The sequence below is a fragment of the Anaerobiospirillum sp. NML120511 genome (assembly GCF_023050955.1).
In the GTDB taxonomy this organism is placed as follows: domain Bacteria; phylum Pseudomonadota; class Gammaproteobacteria; order Enterobacterales; family Succinivibrionaceae; genus Anaerobiospirillum.
The window spans coordinates 127,754-148,404 of record NZ_JALKIK010000001.1; the positions used below are offsets into that span (position 1 = coordinate 127,754).

Here is a 20,651-nt window from a genome sequence, read left to right on the forward strand (position 1 = left end):
AAAGCCGCTGTCAAAGCTGCTGCCACTGCAGCTGCACTGGCAGCTGCTGCAGCAGCCGCAGGCAGATTCAGCCCGACCGGCCACATTGGCCTGACAATTTAAATATTTCAATATATACAGATAAAAAGAGACCCGCTGTTTGCGGGTCTTTTTGCTGGTGCCAGGCCTGAAGCGGAACGCAAGGCCCGGAGGGTTGCCATGCCCGCCCTCAGGCCAGGCTGCAGTTGCAGACTTACTGAGGGCGGCAGGTGCTATAAGGATTTGGTCGGGATACCCAGCATCTGAGCACGGCTGCTTAAAATGCGGTCAGCTGTGTACAGAACAATGTCATTGAGCTTGTAATGTAAAGCTGTTGCCAGTATCAGATCATCGCCACTGGTACGATCCTTTCCAAAAGAGTTTAGATAGTCACGACAGTTTTGTGGAGCAGCTACAGCTGAGCGCTTGAGATCAAGCTCCTCAAGAGCGGTCACGGCCCTACGCACGGCATGACCAAGCTGAGCATTACCGCCATTACTGCCGTTGCGACTGTCAAACTTCTTGCGATCAAGCTCACGCAGCACCACCTCAGGAACCACAATGGTGAAGTCCTTCTTGAGCAGAGCAAGTCTGTCGCTGTTGTCTATCAGGTAATTGGTATCGACAATGGCAAAGCGCTCACCGGCATGATAAGGCTCAAAGTATTCATTGAGCTTTTGCATCAGCGTACTGATGCGGCCGGTCAGACTGTTAAGACCTGTTGAGTCAATTCCGCTGCAGTCCTTACGGAAAGTGTTAAGCACAGCAGTCCAGGACAGAATGGCACGGGACAGTTCAGGTCCAACCAGCTTAGGATCAGGCTGCTCACCCTCACAGGCATTGCTGATCATGTTGAAGTAACGCTGCACTTCTTCAAACTCGCTGATACGCAGACGCAGCATAATATGCTCGAGCATATTGGCTGTTATGACATCAGTGCTGATACCTGAATAAACAGCAGTCAAAGAGTTGTCAGGGTCCATCATGCCCGCACTGCCACGTCCGGCACCGCCAGGCAGCTCAAGCAATGAACGGCGGCGGTTGCCCTGTTCAGCCCTGTCCTGAGCAATGACCCTGTCCAGGTTCTCCTTATTGACCTTTGATGTGCTCCTGAGCACCTGCTCCGGGCTTTGCTGACGGAATGCCAGGTCAAACAGAGCCTGACCCAGCCAGCTGGCAACCTGACTTATGGAAATGACAGTTTTCTGCATGGTGCTGTCGTTGAGAGTCTGCTCGGCAACACGGCTTTCAAATTGGCTAAGGGCACTTCCGGCGGCTGCCTCAGGCTCATAAGTGCTGTCACTTAAAGCCAGCATGGCGGCCAGCTCATGCCAGGTGCTGGCCGGAGTGGCTGCCTTAATCCATGAGGATCGATCAGTAACATTAACTGAGCAGATCTTCATTACTCTGAGCAGCTCAACCAGATAAAGCTGTGACCAGCCCTTTAACCATGAGCAGATATCAACAGAGCTGCTCTGGGCCAGCCATACCACAACAGCAGGACCAGGGCGGTCAAATGGAGCCATGGAACTTAAGGACGGACCCTTGTGGATCACGGCCTCAACCATGGGAAGATTGATGCAGTCGTCGCCCATAATGGCCTGTATTGAGCTGCTGACCAGAGCACAGTAATCAGAGCTTTCAAGTCCGGTATAAAGCACCTGAGTGTCATTGCCGGGCAAAGACAGGGCACTGTTGGGCAGATGCATTACCAGAGAGCTGTCCACACAGGCCTCTTTAACTGTATTGTCAATCACAATACACAGCGATCCGGCTGCAGCTTCGATTTCACTGAGGCTGGCAGGAACAGCACGCTCCTCTCCCTCACAGACTTCAGCTGAACGCGGGGTCACCTTCTTGCGGGCAATCATTACCTGAGTGCTTTGAGACGGCAGACTGATTACAGCCTTACGGCCTGCAAGTACTCGCGACAGGGCAGAGGTTTTATGTCCCATAATGAGCTGGCGCAGACCGTCGACAGGATCTGGCAGACGGAAGAGATCCTTTACCTGAGCGGTTTTCAGATCATATTTGCGGGTAAAGAAGCTGATATCAGCCGGAGTTGTCTTACCGCCTTTGCGTACCCTTGCAGCCAGAGCCTCAAATCTCTCCATATCACGGGCTATGTTTTTGCTCTGTCGTGCACTTGATGATGCCGGAACAGCCACCATGGCGTCCGGCACCATACGCTGCATCAGTGGACGGGTAATCAGGCTGAATACAGTGCTGCTGTCAGTGCGTTCAAGCCAGGCACTGAGATCAGGATCGGTGCTGACTACACTCAGTCTGTTGTCCTGATCAAGTGAAAGCTCGAAAGACATGATCTGAGGCTCAACCCTGATATCATTTTGCACGCTGCACTTAATGCCGTCATTTTCCAGCATGACACTGTCAGTAAACCACTCCATATGTGGCAGTTCGTGATGGCCAAGTTCCTTAAGACGTCTGTCGCCTGGCATTACCAGATTGCGCAGCGCCTCCTGTCCCTTGTCATCTAACAGAGTACGGGCCTGCTCTGCATAAGAGGCCTGATCGGCAATTATCTCAGGCTCATCTTCAGCACTGTCCTCATCTTCAGGAAGTGCAGCCTCACCACGGGCCCATGAAGAAGCAGCATTACTCTCCCATGCAGGCAGAGAGCTGTTTTTGCTCCCGCCATCCTCGTCTCTGCCCGAACCGTGGCCTTCATCTTCACCGTCATTAAAAGAAAGAGCGCGGGCAAGGCCATACCAGTTCACTACGGCCAGACCGTCACCGACGGAGCCTGGCTGAGCAAACTGAGCCATACGGGCGGCGGTCACGCTGTCTGCATGAGCAGCAGCACGCTGCAACAGCGCCATGGTGACATTGTGCGAACACAGATCATCCTCAAGCGGATGATAGAAGAAAGTATTATCAGCACGGGTAAGCATGCCCGGAACCAGCTTGTCCTTAAAGAAATCCTGGCCCTTAGGGGTAATGCTCAGACTGCCCACGGTAATGGCCTGCAGATCAAGAGCTGCAGCATTAACAGCAGATCCTTCTCCGGCCTCCAGATCACGGCGCCCGTCATCATCACTGACGCCACTGCCGTCAGTGCCGCCACTTCCAGCCTCACTGGCAGCTGCACTGCCAGCAGAGCGGCTGCTGCCTGCAGCAGCTGTGCCCCTGTCGTCAATGGTCAGCAGGCCGGCAGAGAGCAGGGCGCTCAAAGAGCTGCGAATGAAGATGGGCTCAATTTTAAAGACCTCGCATATGGCACTGAGCGAAGCATTGCCCAGATCATGGTGACGCAGTGGCAGGCTTAAGAGCAGCTCATCAAAAACGGTGGCGTAACGTACCTCACGATAGTAATAGGAGACACGTAACGGATTGAGCGGACAGCAAAGCTGAGCCTTGACAAGACTTACAGTACTCACGTTTACCTTCTCCTGTTACTTGCGGCCCTTTTTGCCGCCGCCAAAATGTTCTGCCAGGCTTGCTAAAGAAGCTGCGCTGACCCCTTTGGAGCTTCCGGAATTTCCGGTGCTGCCACTTTCTGACCGGGCAGCTTTTGCTGCTGTCCCGGATTGTGCCCCAGCCCCGCCCTTAGAGGCAGCTGCGTCCTTAGAGGCAGCTGCGGCCTTTGAGCCGGCACCGGCCTTTGAGGCAGCCACCCCCTTTGCAGCCGTGGCCTTTTTGCCCGTGCTGTAGACAGTGGCGGATGAACGCTCCTGTGGCTGCTTTCTGATCTGTCCAAAGCCCTCGCTGGCAAGCAGGGCCGCAAAGGACTCGCCATCATCACCATCTGCCTCATCAACGCTGTCACTTTGAGAACTCATGTCCTCAGCAACAGGAGGAATCAGCTCCGGTGCATCAGGCAGATTGCCCGATGTTGAGCCCCTGTCAGCACCTGAAGTGTCAGCACCTGAACTGTCATCACTGTCAGCTGCGCTGCCAGCTCCAGAGCTCTGCGCCCCATCTGCCCTGGTGGCTGATGCCTTAGTGGCTGATGATCCGGCGCCTGCTCTGGCACTGGAGCCTGCTGCGTCAGCTCTTGCGCTGGAATCTCCGCCAATGACGTCCCTGTCATTTGAGACGTCGGAGTCCGTGTCCTCGTCACCCCTGACAGCCGGAGGCAGATCAGGTTTTAGCGAGGTGTTAAGCATTGAGGCCAGCTGACTTGCAAGTGAGCTTTGCTCTACATTGCCGCTGCTGTAAACCAGCTCATCGGAGTTATTCCATCCCCTGGTCTCATTGTCGCGACCAGAGCGGTAATCTCCTGAATCTGACGAACGTCCAAAGCCTGAGCTGTTATAGCCCTCACTGCGACTGCTGCGGTTATCCTGCCAGGAGTTGCGGGAACTGCTGTTCCAGCCACCGCCCGGTCCGGCACCATTACTGTTGCCATTGAAGCCACTGCCAGTGCTGTTACTGTTGCTGTTCCAGCCGCCAGCATTGCTGTTTTTGCGCTTCCAGCCAGTATTGCCCCAGCTGTTGCGCTTCCAGCTTGCATTGCCCCAGCCACCACTGTTGTTGCCGCTGCTCCAGCTGCTGTTGCTGCTGTTGCCACTGCTCCAGCCGCCATTGCTGCTGTTGCCGCTGCTCCAGCCGCCATTGCTGCTGTTGCCGCTGTTCCAGACACCATTGGTACTGTTGCTACTGTTCCAGACACCCTTGCCGCCTGTACCACTGCTCCAGCCACCACTGGATCCGTTGCTGGAGCCACCGGCAGAGTATCCACCAGTCCTGCTGCCAGCGGCAGTGTATCCACCAGTCCTGCTGCCAGCGGCAGAGCTGCCACCGGCAGTGTATCCTGAGGCAGAGCTGCCGCCGCCTGTGCTGCCACGATTCCAGCCACCTGAGCTTTCAGTACTGCTCCTGGCAGAACGCTGCCATACACCTGAGCTGGCATTACGTGAGCTGCCAGCATCAGTCCTGTCAGTGGCATCAGCTGACGGTGCAGCACGGTCTTCATCCGATGATGAGGCAAAGGCGTTGGCACTGCGCCACTGGGCACTGTTGTCATAACGATCCTGGCCATAAGAGCCCGCACGGTCGGAGCGGCGATCCTGGGACTGGGCATACTGGTCACTCTTCAGTACAGATGAGTCATCCATGCTCTCATGGGTGTTGATCTGATCACTTTGCTCAAGACGGGCATGCTCTTCCCATACTGAAGGCACCTGTGTGACCTCATTGACCTTGTGTGCCTGCTCAGCACCATTCCTGTGTGAGCCCGATGCACGGCGTCTGTTCCTGCTTTCTGCGTCGGCGTAAAAGGTCTGGTGACCACCATGACGGGAGGCGGCAGTAACATTGTTCTCACGGGCAATTTCATTGGCAGTGCCCAGCACTGTGGTGAAAGCCGGAGCGGTAGTCATGCGGCCGGAGCTGGAATTGAGCTCCAGATAGTCAAACATGGCGCGGTAGACCTGACGGGTTTCAGTACCCTTGCGATCCATGGCAGGCATACGTACATCACGGTTGTTGTACATATTGCGGGCACCAAAGACCATCAGCAGATTCTGAGCACGGCTCATGGCCACGTTGATGAACTCAAAGCGTGACACATTGGCTCTTCCTGCCGGGAAGTGCTGGTTGAAAGGACCGCCATTATTCTTGACCAGCGACAGTATTACTACCGGCTTTTCCTTACCCTGATAGCGGATAACGGTATTGATCTCCACATCAAGGGCATCAAACCAGTTGCTGTTGCGTCCCACCATGGCAGTTATCTGCTCACGAATGGCACGGCACTGAGGCTGGTAGAAGGAAACCACACCTACCTGCAGCTTTCTGCCCGGACCATAACCGGCAGCAGTGCAGATATGCTCCATCTCAATCAGGGTCTTGGCAATCAGATGAGCCTCGACATAGTTGACGTTGCGGTTACTTTCAATGGTATAGGCTTTACCCTGTTCATTAAGGGTAGTATCCACCCACAGAATGTGATCATCAGGGCCAATAAGAGTATGGCCGGCCTCATCCTGAAGTACTACAGGATGAGAACGATCACGCTCAGGGTTACCGCAGTGCAGACTCTCGTCATAGAAGAAGTTAACGAGACGCATGATCTCAGGATGCATGCGGAACTGCATGTCAAGACGCTGTCTTAAGCTCTCCGGAGCCTGCTCAAAGAGTTCCTTGAACAGGGAGGCAGTGACCATGTTTTCATAACGCTCAAAGTTCGAGCGGGTCAGCTGGGCTACAGACTCATCAAATGCACCCTCCTCATCTTCGCCAGCAATACCGGCACTGGCATTATTACGGGCATTTTCAAGACGGTCGACCTCATCTTCAAAGGTCATGCCGTCACGCTCATTGAAAATAGGAGGCAGCTGACGGTGGTCACCTACCAGCACGGCCTTTGGAGCGCGCATTAAAGGCAGCAGCAGCTCCAGAGGAGTGGCCTTGGAAACCTCGTCAATAATGACCACGTCAAAAGCATCAAAATCGTGAGCAGCCAGGGTACGTTCGTTTTCATTACAGGAAACTGCGACCACATTACAGCTCTGAATATAGGCTGCTTCGACCTCATCCCAGTCACGGCGGGCATGACCGTCGGCATTACCAAGGATATCTGCCCACTCTGATGCCAGAGCACCAAAGCCATCACTTGCCACCAGACGCAGTGCCTCAGGTGAGGTTTCAGCTGCCAGTGTGGCAGCTGCCTTACCAGCAGCATAACCGGCTGCCATTACGCCACCGCCCCTGACGCCCTTACCAGCTGCAGATGCAGCTGCACCGGCAAAGGCAAGACCTGCTGAAGACCTGCGACGGGCCTGCTCAGCTGCAGCAGCAGCGGCACGTTTAGCAACAGCCTGCTCATGGGCAGAAAGTGGCAGCGGCTGAGCGCAATCACAGGCCTGCACTCGACGGCGGGCCAGCTCAAGGGCAGGAGCCAGTGAAGGAATTTCATCCTTCATAGTCATACCTGAGAAGAAGAACTGCTCAGTGCTGCGCACCAGCTCGGAAATAAAGCCGCAGCGTCTCATGGAAAGAATACGGCTGGCAGCGTTACCGCTGTAACCGGTAATAACATCATTGCATACAGTAAGCAGACTGCTGCCCAGCTCCCTGATACCTTCCTCAACACCACTCAGACGCTCGCTTATCTGCTGCAGAGAAGTCTGCATGTGGCTGATAAGAGTTCGGCCCAGCAGTGACATGGCATAGGCAAAGTGAGACCTGTCCTCATCGCCAAGTTCTGCTATCAGACTCTCAACCCTGGTTACCGAGGCAATACTTTCTTTAAAAGTAATATTAAATCCAAGCTCTACAGCCAGATCCTCGTAAATGCAAATGTCATTTATGTAATCGTCATCTGCATGTATATAGAGATCGTCGTACTCGAGTGCCTCCTTGAGGGTCATATAAGCTACAAAGCGCTCATGAGGTACCACCTGCACAGTACCATTGAGGATTTGTTCTTCACTAAAGCTATATGAAGACAGAGCACCACAACAGGATTCATCCTCTGCACAGGCCACGTCATCACCATCGACAGAGTCTTCACCCCTGACCTCGGACTCAAGGCCAGCATCGGCCGCAACTCCGGCATCGGCCTGAATAGCAGCATCTACCTGAATGGCAGCATCGGCCTGAACAGATGGCTCAATGTCACCACTGGCAACATCAGTAACCAGCTCAGACTGTGCCTCTTCATCATCATGAGCAGCATGCTTATCTGTAATGTTTTGTGAAGCATTATCAGAAGCTGCAGACTTGCTTTCAGTCTCATAACTGGCTGTTCCGCCTGCATCATGACTGTTACCCTCAGCGCCAGCCTCGAAGCCAGAGGCCTCATCAGCAGCTTCAGAGGCAGAGGCAGAGTCAGCTGACTGCTGGTCAGTGCCGGCGGAGCTGTCCTTTGAGCTGTCTGATGCGGCAGCATCTGATGCAACAGCATCTGATGCGGCAGCATCTGATCCGGAGGCACCGGCAGAGCCTTGCTCGTGGCCTTGCTCGTGGCCTTGCTCGTGCTCTTGCTTGTGGTCTTCCCCGCTGGCATCTTTTACATCTGCATCCGGGGCCAGTTTCCTGTAATCGGTATCAAGGTCAACTTCGGACAGATCGATCTTCAGCATCTTGAGCATCTGAGGGCGATTTGCAAGTGCCTTGAGCAGACGGCGCGGATCTATCTTGTTAGTGAAAGGATTGCTGTAATTGCCTTCCTTAAATCTGTCAATGAAATCATCGGCAAATTTCTTGATGAACTTCAGGTTCTGAGATGAAAGCCTGTTTTCAGGATAGCCTGACTCAAGAAGCTCAGCCAGCAGATTGGTCATGCTGGCCATAACACCGTTATGACCTACCTGTAATGGAATCAGACCTGAGGATGAAACCTGCTCTACATCAGGCAGAGTTTCAAACTCATGCTTTTTGAGAATCTGGAAGAATCTGTAAATACCCTGAGGCATGCCATACTTCTCAGCCAGAGCAGCAGCATCATCAAATCTGAATTCAAGCTCACCAGGCTCTGTACAGACACAGGCCCAGAACATTTCAATTGTTTCCTGACAAGGGCAAAGCTCAACACGGGCAGAGGCAAGACGCACATTGTCTGCCCATGAGAGTTTCATGAGGTGATGATAGACCTCAGGCAGAAGATCCTCTTCGGTAATCCTCCTCATGTCATTAACAATGGTACGGGACAGCAAAGCTACTTTATAAAAGTCTTTGTATTTGTCATACAGATACTTCATGCTGCTGTCAAAAGCATTGGAGTATCTTGACGTAAACTGCTTCCTGCTCTTTTCCAGCTGAGCTTTAACTTCCTCCCTGTGATCAGGATCATCTGCAACTTCCAGCATGGAGTATGGCAGTAACAGATATTCAGGCTTTTCAGGAGGACTGAGCAGACTCAGACCTTTACTGTGAGTATCGCGAGGGATAAGGTCTTCCAGATCCTCATCCATAGTGCCCTCAAGAACAGGATGACCGGCATTTAAGGTACGGCGGACATTCAGATCCACATCAGCCATTATCGAGCCCAGAGTGAAGAACTCCTCTCCGGCAACAGTATTACCAAAATCTACTGCCTTCTCGAGAATTTCGTGACACTCGGCCATGGTATTAAAGTAGTTACAGCCGGTGTCAATAAACTCCATAGGTCCCTTTGGACCTCTTACGAGCTCCGTGGTGCCCTGATTTTCAACCTTCTGATTTCTGGCATCAGTGGTCAAATCGTTATAGGTCTTGATGTTCTTGTTAATGAACTCGCCAAACTTGCTGCGGAACAGCGGACGCAGTTCGCAAATATCCCTGTACAGCCCCCTGAGCTTGCTCAAATCACAGCAGGCGGCAATACGGTGACCAGTTGCCATTGGATATAAGGCAAGGCATGACAGATCAAGATCGGAACTGCCGGCTGCCTTTGCTCTCAATGAGATCATAATTGCCACAATACGGGCATAAACAGCACACAGATCGGCACGGGTAAGTTTTACTGTTATCCTGGACTCCGCATACTCAAGTTCCTGATTTGCAGCATTAACAGCAGCATAAGCAGCCTTTTTATCCTCCTGGGTTGCATCTTCTGCGCTGTAAGCTGCAAAAGAAGCTGAAACGGTAGATTTAACGACCTCCTCAAGGTCACTGATTCTGGCCTTATGCTCTGCCCAGGCCTTTGCTCTTGCCTCCTCACTGACTGCCGACAGGTCTATGCCGGCAGCGGCCCTGGCCTCAGCGCTCATAGCCGTTGGTACAAAAGAACCGGCAGCCAGAACGGTTCCACTTCTTCTGACAAACTCCTGGTGCATCAATCCGCTCACATAGAGATCATGGACGTCACCAAGACGGGTACCTGTAAAGCTCATATTGCAGTGCATCGAGTCATTCTCGATATTAGCGTTAAAGTGCTTTACAAATGATTTAATAAGACCTTTGTCTACATCGCTGAGCTCTGAACTGAGGTCTCTTGTAAGAGAACCACGGGTCTGCTCGAGAGCAGCCTGTCTGAGATCGTCATCCAGAGGACCAAAGAGAGCATCCAGTTTGCTCTCAAATACAGCAAAATTGTGCGCTGTGGAGACAAGGCCGTCAGCCGACTGTGAAATTTTGCCCACAGGAGCAAAAATGGCAGTACAGCCACGGTGCTCAGCAGCATAATCAAGAGCCTTTTTAATTCTCTCCTGCTGCTTTTTAATATCTTCCTGACGCTGAGCCTGAGCACGGGCATTTTCAGCCTCGATTTTGGCCTTGTTCTTACGGGCACCACGTCTTAAACGTCCGCTCTTTGCCGGCTGACTCTGAGCCTTGTCAGCCAGGTCCTCTGAAGAGTCCTCAGGACGCATAATCAAATCATCAGCACCGGCACAGGAGTCAATAAGCACGCGCAGCTGTTCGGCACGGACCGCAAGGCGATCCATGAGTTCTGCGTCAGACTGGCTTAAATTGAGCTCAATATCCTGGTCCTGCTTCTTTGATTCATCGTACCTGTTCATTTCAAAGCAGAACCTGAACATTACTGACATCAGCTGAGTAAAGGAACTCATGATGCTGATGACATTAAAGAGCTGAGCACTGTTGTCACTGCTCAGGTCATATTCAGGGCATACAGGCTCAAGCAGCCAGTTGTTGAAAACAGCTGTATTCTTGAGCATGTCTACCAGGCTCTTGCGTACCAGCTTCTTGATTACCGCATGACGCTGCCTGAAAACACCATCTCTGTTGTCACGGGCATCGACCATGGTGACAGACTGATAATGAAGATAAGACTCATTATCATCCCCACTGGAGCTTTTCTCGGCGTTGTAATCAACCTTGAATATGCCAGCATCGTCAAGAGAACTGATATGACTTAAAGTGCGCAGCAGGTTTAAGGCTTCAAAACCAGTTGACTCCTCGTGACTGACCATATTGAGTATGGTACCTGTGATGGCACTGGTAACTGCCTGAATATCAAACTCATCAGGAATATAGAAACCCATGAGCTTTGTAGGGATGTCGCCTTCTTCAAAAGACCTGGCAACTTTGTCATAAATATCTAAAACTTTATTGAAGCGTTCCTCGTAATTATCCGGATCAAATGCAATCAACGGACTAAAGCACAGGAAGTTGCGGGCTGACATGAAGGTCTGGCAAAACTCTCTGACGAGCTCGGGATCCATCATGGACAGCTCCCCAATCTTGAAGTCAGTTGAGCTGACAAGCTCTCTGATTTTTTTGCGCACCTCTTCAAGCTTACGGGACAGACCCGCAAGTTTTTCTACAATGCCGGCATCCCTGGAATTCCACTCCATGTTGACGCAATGAAAAATCCTCTGCAGCTCATCGCTTTCATTTACTGTAGAGAGCATGCGCGGACCAATCCTGTTGGTTCCGGACAGTGAAGACAGATCAGATGCCATGATCGATGCCATTGAGCATATGTTTTTAACCATGAAGGCAAATGGCTCAACAGTATCGAACTCCACCTGGGCACGGAAGCATGCCTCTGCATGGGTGTTCATCAGTGTTGCAGGAGTTTTACGGCTGGCAAGAGCATCTGCGGCTTTGTAAGCGCGCTCCTCAGCATTCTGAAGCTTCATCATTGGCTGAGCATTGTCTACAATCCAGTCAATGATCTCATCAAGCTGGCTCAGAATTTCCTTCTGTCTTTTTTCTACACAATCAGCTGAAGCTCCGACCCATGAGGTGGCAGCTGAGGCCACGGATCCAGCCCTGGCGGTCTTGCCAGCATCTGTACCTGCGCCGGCAGACACTGCCGCAGCGGCTGCCGCATCGGCTGCAGCAGCAGTCCCGGCTGACGCACTGGCAATGGAGGCAGATTTGGCACCGGAGGCAGATTTGGCACCGGAGGCAGCTGCAGCAGCCTCAGATGCAGATGCAGGCTGCTGTACAGTCTCATTCTTTGCTGCGGAGATTACTGACTTGCCAAGAGCACGGGCAACTGCAGGATGCTTTTGTGAAACATAGTTGACTTCCTCAAGCACGTCATCAACCAGCTTATCATCCATTTCAATGCCTTCACGCTCCATGAGCTCTCTGGCAAGGCGCCTGGCACAGTTGAGCCTTTCGGCTTTGGTGATCTCCGAATGCTCGATATAAAACTGCATATCCTTCAAAAGGATCAGTTCTTTGTCACTGATCTGTGCATCTTCAGTGTCCCTGAGCGTGACTGCCGGATTATGAACAAGGGACTTGAAGATCAGTCTGAGCTCATTGAGATCATCCTCATCGAAAAGTTCCTCATAGTCTGCAGATGCAGCAGCATCACGCAGATCTCTCTGAGCAATGCCCATGGCAGACAGAGCTGACAGATCGGCCTCTTTGCTGTCACTGTCAAGCAGAGCAATCATGTCAACTACGCTGGCACGTACCTGTTTGATGTGCTCCATCAGGCTCTTAATCATGCTCTGATAATCGACGCTGTCAGTCTCGCCACGCACAGAGCGGAAATATTCTCTGCGGCGCTCAAAATCAGGGATAGCCTTTACTGCCTCAACGAAGGCGAAAAGACCTTCCATCCTGTCCTCAAAGCTCTCTGAGCGCACTGAGGCAATATAGCGGTCAAAGGCGGCAACAAAGTCGTTGCCAAAAGGATAGAAGTCACCAAGCTGCTGCATGGCCTCGTCCACGCCCTCACTGAGCTGTCCGGACCCGGCACCGGCACCTGCACCGGCTGCGCCGGCACCTGATGCATCAGCGGCATCAGCGGCATCAGCTGCACTGGCTGTGGCGGCACCTGATGCAGCAGTGTCGGCAGCTGCAGCGGCTGAGGCGGCAGCCCTGCCTGCAGAGCCGGCAGCTGCAGTGGTGCCGGCCATAAGGCTGGCGCCATGAGCAAGGTCACTGGCGGCCATACTGGCACTGGCAGCAACGGCATGAATGTCGGTATCAGCACTGATGCTTGAGACATGGACAGCATCGCCCTCTGGACGCAGAGCACTGCCGGTAAAGCCAGGTCCCATGGACAGCACGGCGCTGTCCATGGCGCTTATCAGCTCACATGGACGGGCCAGCTCTTCAAGCCAGCTGCCGGCATGTTCAAGAGCCAGATCAAGGCGGCCAACCACATTCTCAAGGGATTGTCTGAGTTCATCTGCAGCCTCAAAGGAGCTGCAGCCGCTGGTATTTAAGGCACGGGCCAGAGGTCCTATTCTCACTGCCTTGAGCACCAGGCGGCGCAGACGTGCAGACAGTCGGCCGACAGGACGCTTAAGACCAGTCAGATCAGGGGTAGCATGCTCAAGGTCTGTGTTCAGTTCAGCAATTTCCTTTTGAGCAAAGGAAGGCACTTCATTAAGAGCAGTAGTGATATTGCGACAGCCGGTCAGCAATGGCAGCTGATCAGCTACGGTAAGACGGCGCATGTCAGCCACAGCAGCCTTTTCCAGCTGCTGGGTAAATCCCAGCATTTCGCTGGTAACCAGAGGCATGCCATAGCCTGTCATGCCCAGCATGACAATACGTAAGGCCAGATCAAAACCGCCATCGGAGAAAGGATCGGTCTGATGAAGAATGGCTGAAATCTCATCGGCTTCAGCTACAGCCTGCTCAAGGCCTGGAAGACGAAGACGGCAGTGCTTCTTAAGACAGGAATAGACTGAATCGACAAAGTCGTAAGACTTGCCTTCAACTGTTGTGCTGGTACTGAAATCCACACCCATGCTTTCAAGCTCGGCACGGGCAGCGCCCTGACTGTTGCTGTCAGCATCAATACGCTCACACATGGCAATCAGAGCCGGCATGCTGCTGGCAGCAAGACGATCAACTACATCCTGCAGATCCTGCTCGATTTCATCGACACGGGCAGCGGCTGCATTATCATCGTCCTCAGGGGCAATGGTATTGTGATTGAGAGGATCGCTCTCTTGATCCTCATCAATGCTGTCAGTGTCCAGAAGCTGAGCAATGGTATGAGCACTTTCATCAAGGGCATAAGGATCGCTGTCATCCTCAAAGAGCTTGGCAAGGCCCTGAGCATATTCGTAAACAGCTTCGGCCTCAGCAGAACGCTCGTCCTGAGTCTTTGGCAGCACAGCACGCTGAGCCTGCTGAGCACGCTCAGCCAGTTCGGCGGCTACGGCCTCTTGAGCAGAACCCTTGTCATCATTGCCAAACTCATCTGAATAGTCGTCAAACTGGGCAAACTCAAAGGAAGAGACCACATCCTCGTCAATGCAGTCATACCAGGAAATCATTTCCTCTTCACTGCCGCCGAAGATCTCATATTTGATATCCAGCAGAGGCAGATTAGTGCTTCCATAGCTGTGGTAGCTCTGATCTGAGGCATAGTTTTCCAGAACGACACAGCCAGATAAGTCAGCGCCCTGACCGCCACGCAGACGGTCAGCCTCGCGGCTTAACATCATGGCGGCAGCAGCACTCAGTGACTGACGCAGTGAGGAGTTCTCATCGCAAAGCTGACCGGCATGATCGGCAAGCGCACGGTACTGGCGCACCAGAACCTCAGGACCGGTAAACTCACGGCCTGATGGAGTAATGCGCTTGATATTGCCGGCAAGACGCAGGGCGCGCAGATGCGGATGGTTTTCAAGGCGCGCAAGGGCATTATCAAGAGCGTCATGGGACTGGGAGGCCAGCAGCACACGCTGATTGCGACGGGCAAACTGGGCACAGGCCTCGGCAATAACCGTGGTCTTGCCAGTGCCTGGTGGGCCCTGAATCAGACAGATATTAGGTGCGGCCAGCATCTTGCGCACGGCCAGCTTCTGATTGTTGTTAAGCTCGGTATTAAACCACCTGGTTACCGGCTCAATAACCTCAGGCTGATGGGCACCCTTGATGTCAAACAGATAGCTTGACAGATAAGGGGCATAACAGCCCTCATTGGTCTTAAGGGAGCGCACGGCTGAGCGGTGACGGGCTATCAGGGCAAGGTCGCCTACAATGGACAGAGCAAGGAAGCCCTCCTTTGGCAGATCCCTGAGCACACTGGCAATACCGGCACTGATGGCGGCATCGGCATCAGCTGCACCGCCCTCACCTCCGGCCTGAGAGGCACTGCCGCTCCTGTCTGCCTTGCCAGACTTTGAAGCTGCGCCTTTTGAGTTAAGGGCACTAAGGCGCCCAATGGCATAACTGAGCTCTTCTGAAAGCTCCACGCTTACCAGGGCAAAAACGGCGCTGTGCGGATCAAGAGAGGATATGCTCTCATCGGCATCCTTGTCGCCACGGCGGCGGCTGATACGGCGGTTTTCATCCTCAATACGACGGGCCATGCGCTCGCGCAGAGACTGGCACTGCTCCATCATGAAAGCATGAGCACTGCTCTCGGAGATGATCTCAGTGGCACTGGAGTTAATCTGTCCAATGTCATCAAAATCGATTTCGACGCTGAAGCTCTGGCGATCATTTAACTGAGGTGGCAGACGGAAAACATAAGGATCAGCCGAAGATCTGAGATTGTAGGCATGCAGATTCTGGCGGCGGAAAGAGCGTATGGTGCTGCGCAGATCATCGTTATCACTGGCAGCTACCAGGAACTCAAGGCAGCCGCTGTCTTCGTTGTAGGACCAGCTGAAATAGCGCAGACCCTGAGAGCGGTGCTTTACCAGGGCCTCCTTGAAGTAAAGGAAGTCCTCCCAGTCGCGCAGACGACGGGCGGTATGGGCGGCAAATGGAGGAATAACGCGCATGCAGGCGGCAGCCAGCACATTGCCCATCCTGCCAGTACCTGAGACATCAGAGCCCTTATCAGTAGCACTGTCCACGGCAACGCTGGCGGCCTCAGCCCCTGCTGTGCCAGCAGCTGCTGCTGAGCCTGCAGCTCCTGCAGCCCCGGCAGCATCAGCAAGGCCTGCGGAAATGACCAGTGCGCGACCGGAGGCGCTGGCACCGGCAGCACCGCCTCTGTTGCGTCTGCGTGGCGGATTGGCCAGATCAGGGGTGGCCGCCAGAGCCTCTTCAAAAGGCTCCAGGCTTACATCTGGCAGATCACCCTGAGGTGCGCAGCCCTGAGCAAGCAGGGTAAATCTGATAAAGCACTCAAGCTCCCAGTCGGCGCGATCATCGCCACCAAAGCTGATGGAAGCACGGCCTGGCAGGAACACAGGTGAGCTCTTGTCCAGAGGGCATGAGCCAACCACGCACAGAGCTGCGCCTTCATCCACCCTGTCAAAGAAAGGATGCAGAGGAATACGGATGGAAAGGTAGAAACGGCTTTCCACAGTATTATCAAGGGTGATGTTGCTGATAAAGCAGCGCAGTGGAGTATTTTGACCATCCATGAAGAAGCGCTGCAGGAAGGCAGAAGCCAGCTGCTCACTGGAGCGGCCGGAATTGAAGAAGTAAGGATAGGAATCCTGATAGCGGTTAAGAGCAAAGCGTACCGAGCGGTAGAAATCGCTAAGAGGCTCACGCATCCAGCTGCCACTGATACGGCGCTCCAGAGGCATACGCCAGAAAATAATGCCACGGGCCACCATGCCCTTGAAAGCCGCATAGCCGCCCATGCCGCTGCCACCTGAGACCATATCGCCAGCAGCAGCTGCTGCAGCCACGGCACGGGAGTAGGCATCATCAAGAGAGTCAGCATCGCCAGCTTCAAAGGAGCGGGTCTCATCATGTCGGACAGTTACATGCAGCGGCACCTCGCGATAGCCGTTGACATCAATGCTGTCCAGCTCAATCATCTCGGCCTCAACAGGCTCAGCCTCGTAAAGCTCAGGCTCGTCTGACTGTGAACCATAAGGCTGCTCAGCATAAGCCTCATCTCCATAAGAGCCGGCCTCACAGGCCACAGTCTCACCGGTATCACCCTGATAAGAACGATCCTCATAAGCGCCTGCCTCACCGGCATCGCCCTGATAAGAACCGGCCTCATAAGCGCCTGCCTCACCGGCATTGTCCTGATAAGAACCGGCCTCATAAGCGCCTGCCTCACCGGCCTCGTCCTGATAATCATCAGCCGCATAAGGCTCATCTGCATAGCCCTCAGATGCATAGGCATCAGCAGCACTCTGGGCATCATCAAGCTCAGCGATTATGGCCTCATGCACTACGCGATCCTTCATGCCGTCAGTGCCATAAGCACCGGCATCGAGCTCGTCAGCATCAAATCCGTCATCTGGCAGCGGTGTATCAAAGACAGCGCCGGCCTCATCAAATACCTGATCCTCAACACCATCAGCACGTGCAGAGCCGGTATCAACGACAGCTGATGCTGCCATGGTATCAGCAAGGGTCTGGTCCTGGAGCTGAGCAGACTGGTCACGACGGGATCGGGCGGCCGGACTTACTGAATATTCATAAATACCTGCTGCAGCCATGCCGGTATCTTCAAAGCCGTCGATACCAACACCGGCGGCAATGGCACCATCAGCAAGACTGAAGGAGATGCCGGAGTGATCATCAAGATCACCGGCAACAATGCTGTCGGCCAGATCGCCATCAGCAAGCTGACGATCCATGGCGCTGGCTACCATGTCCCCTGCCATACCAGAGGTAAGAGCAGCACCATGCTCAGCAGCTCCCATGGAGTCAGAACGTATACCGGTATCAATACCGTCAACTATTGCGGCATCAACTTCCTCAAGCTCATCGAGTCCTGAAGCTGACTTGACGGCAGCTGCTGCGGCAGCCTCCATGTCATCAGGTATGACCAGAGAGGCGGCCAGATCCTCATCTGACAGATCCTCATCAATATCATCATTAAAATCTTCAAGGTCATCAGCCATGCCCGGATCGGCAGCTGAGGCATCAGCAAGCAGCGAAGCCTGAGCAGCCATATCCTCAGGGCTGTCAAAAAGACTTCCCTGGTAAGGCTCACCTGAGTCACCTGCCTGCATGCCAGTATCCAGCTCCGGCTGCATGCCCGGCTGCATGCCTGCTTGCGCGCCCTCGACGCTGCCCTGGGAAGAACCATCGCCCATGGCATCAGCTGTGCTTACGCAGAAATCACCAATGGCGCCGCCCATAATGCCAATAGCACCGCCCATGCTGACAGGGTCAGACATGTCGACCACAGCTCCGTCAGCTGAGGTTGGGGCCTTCTGGCTGCTGCCTTCTGACTCCTGAGCGGCAGCGGCAGTGACCTGTGAGCTCTCAGTCATGGCTACGGCAAGGGAGGCGTGACCGGTGGCATCAGCCGCACCGGTAAATACGTCACCCATGGCACCGCCCATTACGCCTATGGCGCCATCAATGAGATCGCCCAGAGGATCGTCTTCCTCGACCTCCTCATCAAGATCAGAGCCAGTGCCAGCAACAGCACCTGCAGAGTGCCTGTCAGCCGCACTTTCAGCAGCAGCACGGGCTGCAGCAGCGGCATCTACATCACCTGGCTGACGGGCATAGCCCTGAGCCTCAGGATCAGTGGCCAGATCACTGTTGACCTCGGCATCGAGGTCAAGGCGATCCATATTGTCAGAGTTATCCTCAATAATGATATCGGCTGGCAGCTGACGACCGGCACCGGCTACTTCGTCGACATCAAGGAGCATGTCCTGCATGTAATCATGAAGTACAGGATCGTCGTCAGAATCGACTGAAGCGCTGTGCAGACTGTTCAGGCTGGCGGCCACCTCAGGATCAATATCATCACCAAGCAGCTGTGAATTCCAGATAGCGCCGTCCTGGGCGCCCTTACCATCAGAGGCACCAAGTCCAATATCATCAGCATCAGCCATGGCATCAGCAACAGCACTGGCCACATCCTGGGCCATTGTATTATCAGCCCTGGCAGCGCGTGCCCTGATTTCAGACTCTGCGGCTGCAGAGGAAAGATACAGAGGACCAACATCAGTAAAGCTAAGGGCGTACTGGGAATCAGGTTCACTGGCCTGCACAATACCACCTGTGGTGTGCAGGAAGTTATAGCCTGGGAACATGCCCTGACTGTCTGCCACAGGGCGCCAGCTGGTTACCAGATTGCGTGAGGCAAAGGCCGCACCGCAATGTCTGATATTGGCACGGGCACGATCACGGGCATATTCAAGATTGCTCTCGTAATGAGACTGATAGCGCAGCAGATTGAGCTGGGCTTCATTGCGGTAAATAAAGAGACTGTGCGGAGCTACTGAGGTAAAGAGAGCCTTACAGGTAGCCTCATCTTCAGGGCTTACCGGCTCAGCTTCATCACAGCGCAGTTCTTCAGGCAGGCAGGAGGTAAGAGATTCTGGCAGCTGGGCGCTTAACAGAGCCAGCTGCTTGCGGCGCAGGGCACATTCGGCCAGATACTGTCTTTCGCCAAAATACAGATCAGTGCCGTCCCAGCTGCGACCGCTGGCTTCATCAATGGCAATCTGCTCATAAACATGCATGTCCCAGAAACGCAGGAACATACCGGCAGCGCGCATAGGCAACAGCAGCTCACCACCGCGCAGATTGATAAGACGGGTTACTTCTTCAAAATAAGGACGGTCACTCTGTCCGGCAGGATCGAGATCCTGGGACTCAAGAAAACGGAACTGACTGATACGTCCTGAGAGCTCTTCGTCATCGAGATAGCGGGTAATCTCATAATTGTAAGAGCGCATGTAGGCGCCCAGACGAACTGGTGCCAGACCATTGTCATTGATGCACAGAGCAAGGCCATGAGAGGCGGCACGATCGTTTAAACGCTCGGTTAAAGGCAGCTCCATCAGCGCCAGCAGCGAATCCTGCTCTGCATTGAGGCGGCGCAGGAACCACAGAGCCATGACAGCAGTGCTGCCCTGAATGGCACCGTTTTTGAGCCAGTCCGGCTCATCGATTAAGGCCAGCACTGAGCACAGGTCAAAGAAGGTCTGACGGCCGAACTCAAAATCCTCAGTCTCAATGACAAAGTCACTGATGAGGTTCTCAGCATTGCCCTCAGCGGCAGCTCCATCAGCACCGGATTGAGCTCCTGCATCGGCTTCATAGCCCGCGCCGGCATCAGCACCGGCTGATGCATCAGCAGACTTTGCCTCAGCCTCAGCATCAGCCCTGGCTACAGTCTTTGATTTAGCCTTGCCCTTTCTTCCCTTGCTCTTGCCAGCGCCCGCGCCAGCATCGGCGTCTACGCCAGCATCCATGCCTCCAGCCTGGGCTGCTGCAGCGCCTTCAGACTCATCAGATACAGTTGTGGCAGCACCAGATGCAGTCTCTGCTGTCTGGCCGTCTGCACAAACAGGGGATACAGCAGTGGCGTTAAGATCCACGGAACAGTCACCACAGCCCAGCTCACGGCGCGCAAAAACAGCGCCCTTGGCCAGGGTGGTCAGATCAATAACGCGATCAAAAAGACCGGTGAGATCAACAGTAAGCTTTTCTTCGCGGCCCACACTGTGAATGTGGCACCACAGGCTTAAAGCCTCAAGCTCATCGGCATCTTCAGCGCACAGAATGCTCTGGGAGTCGACCTTGCGCAGCATGCGCACCAGAAATCCAAACAGGCCCGACGGATCAAGCTGAAGATAACGATATTCTATATTGCGACACTCTTCTCCTATGTCAGGCAGTAATGATGCGGTGCTGCCGGGCATCAAAGAGGTATCAAGTTTTTTTCTTCCTGAATTTTTCAGCGCAGTGCTTCTGGTAAGGGCAATGCGGGTAAATGCTACATCTTTAAAATCTTTACCGGCTACCAGTATGTCCACGCCCCTGAGGCCACTTTCGGCCGCCGCTACTACCGGGTAGCGGATAGTCTCAGGATGTACGGAAATTTCAAAATAAGGTTTGAGAATAAAGTATCTGTTGAGATTCATTAAATTTTTCATAGTTGTTTTTAAATATTTTTATAT

The 20,651-nt window shown here is 53.6% G+C and carries 2 protein-coding genes; both read right to left on the reverse strand.

Features of this window, described 5'->3' with window-relative positions:
• Positions 1–251 precede the first annotated feature (251 nt).
• The gene (locus MXE39_RS13045) at positions 252–3,416 is read right to left on the reverse strand and encodes a PIN domain-containing protein (RefSeq protein WP_246977387.1); all 3,165 of its coding nucleotides are present in this window, start codon (positions 3,414–3,416) and stop codon (positions 252–254) included.
• Positions 3,417–3,431: 15 nt separating this feature from the next.
• On the reverse strand, positions 3,432–20,627 hold the full coding sequence (locus MXE39_RS00280; RefSeq protein WP_247073687.1) for an AAA domain-containing protein: 17,196 nt from the start codon (positions 20,625–20,627) through the stop codon (positions 3,432–3,434).
• Positions 20,628–20,651 lie beyond the last annotated feature (24 nt).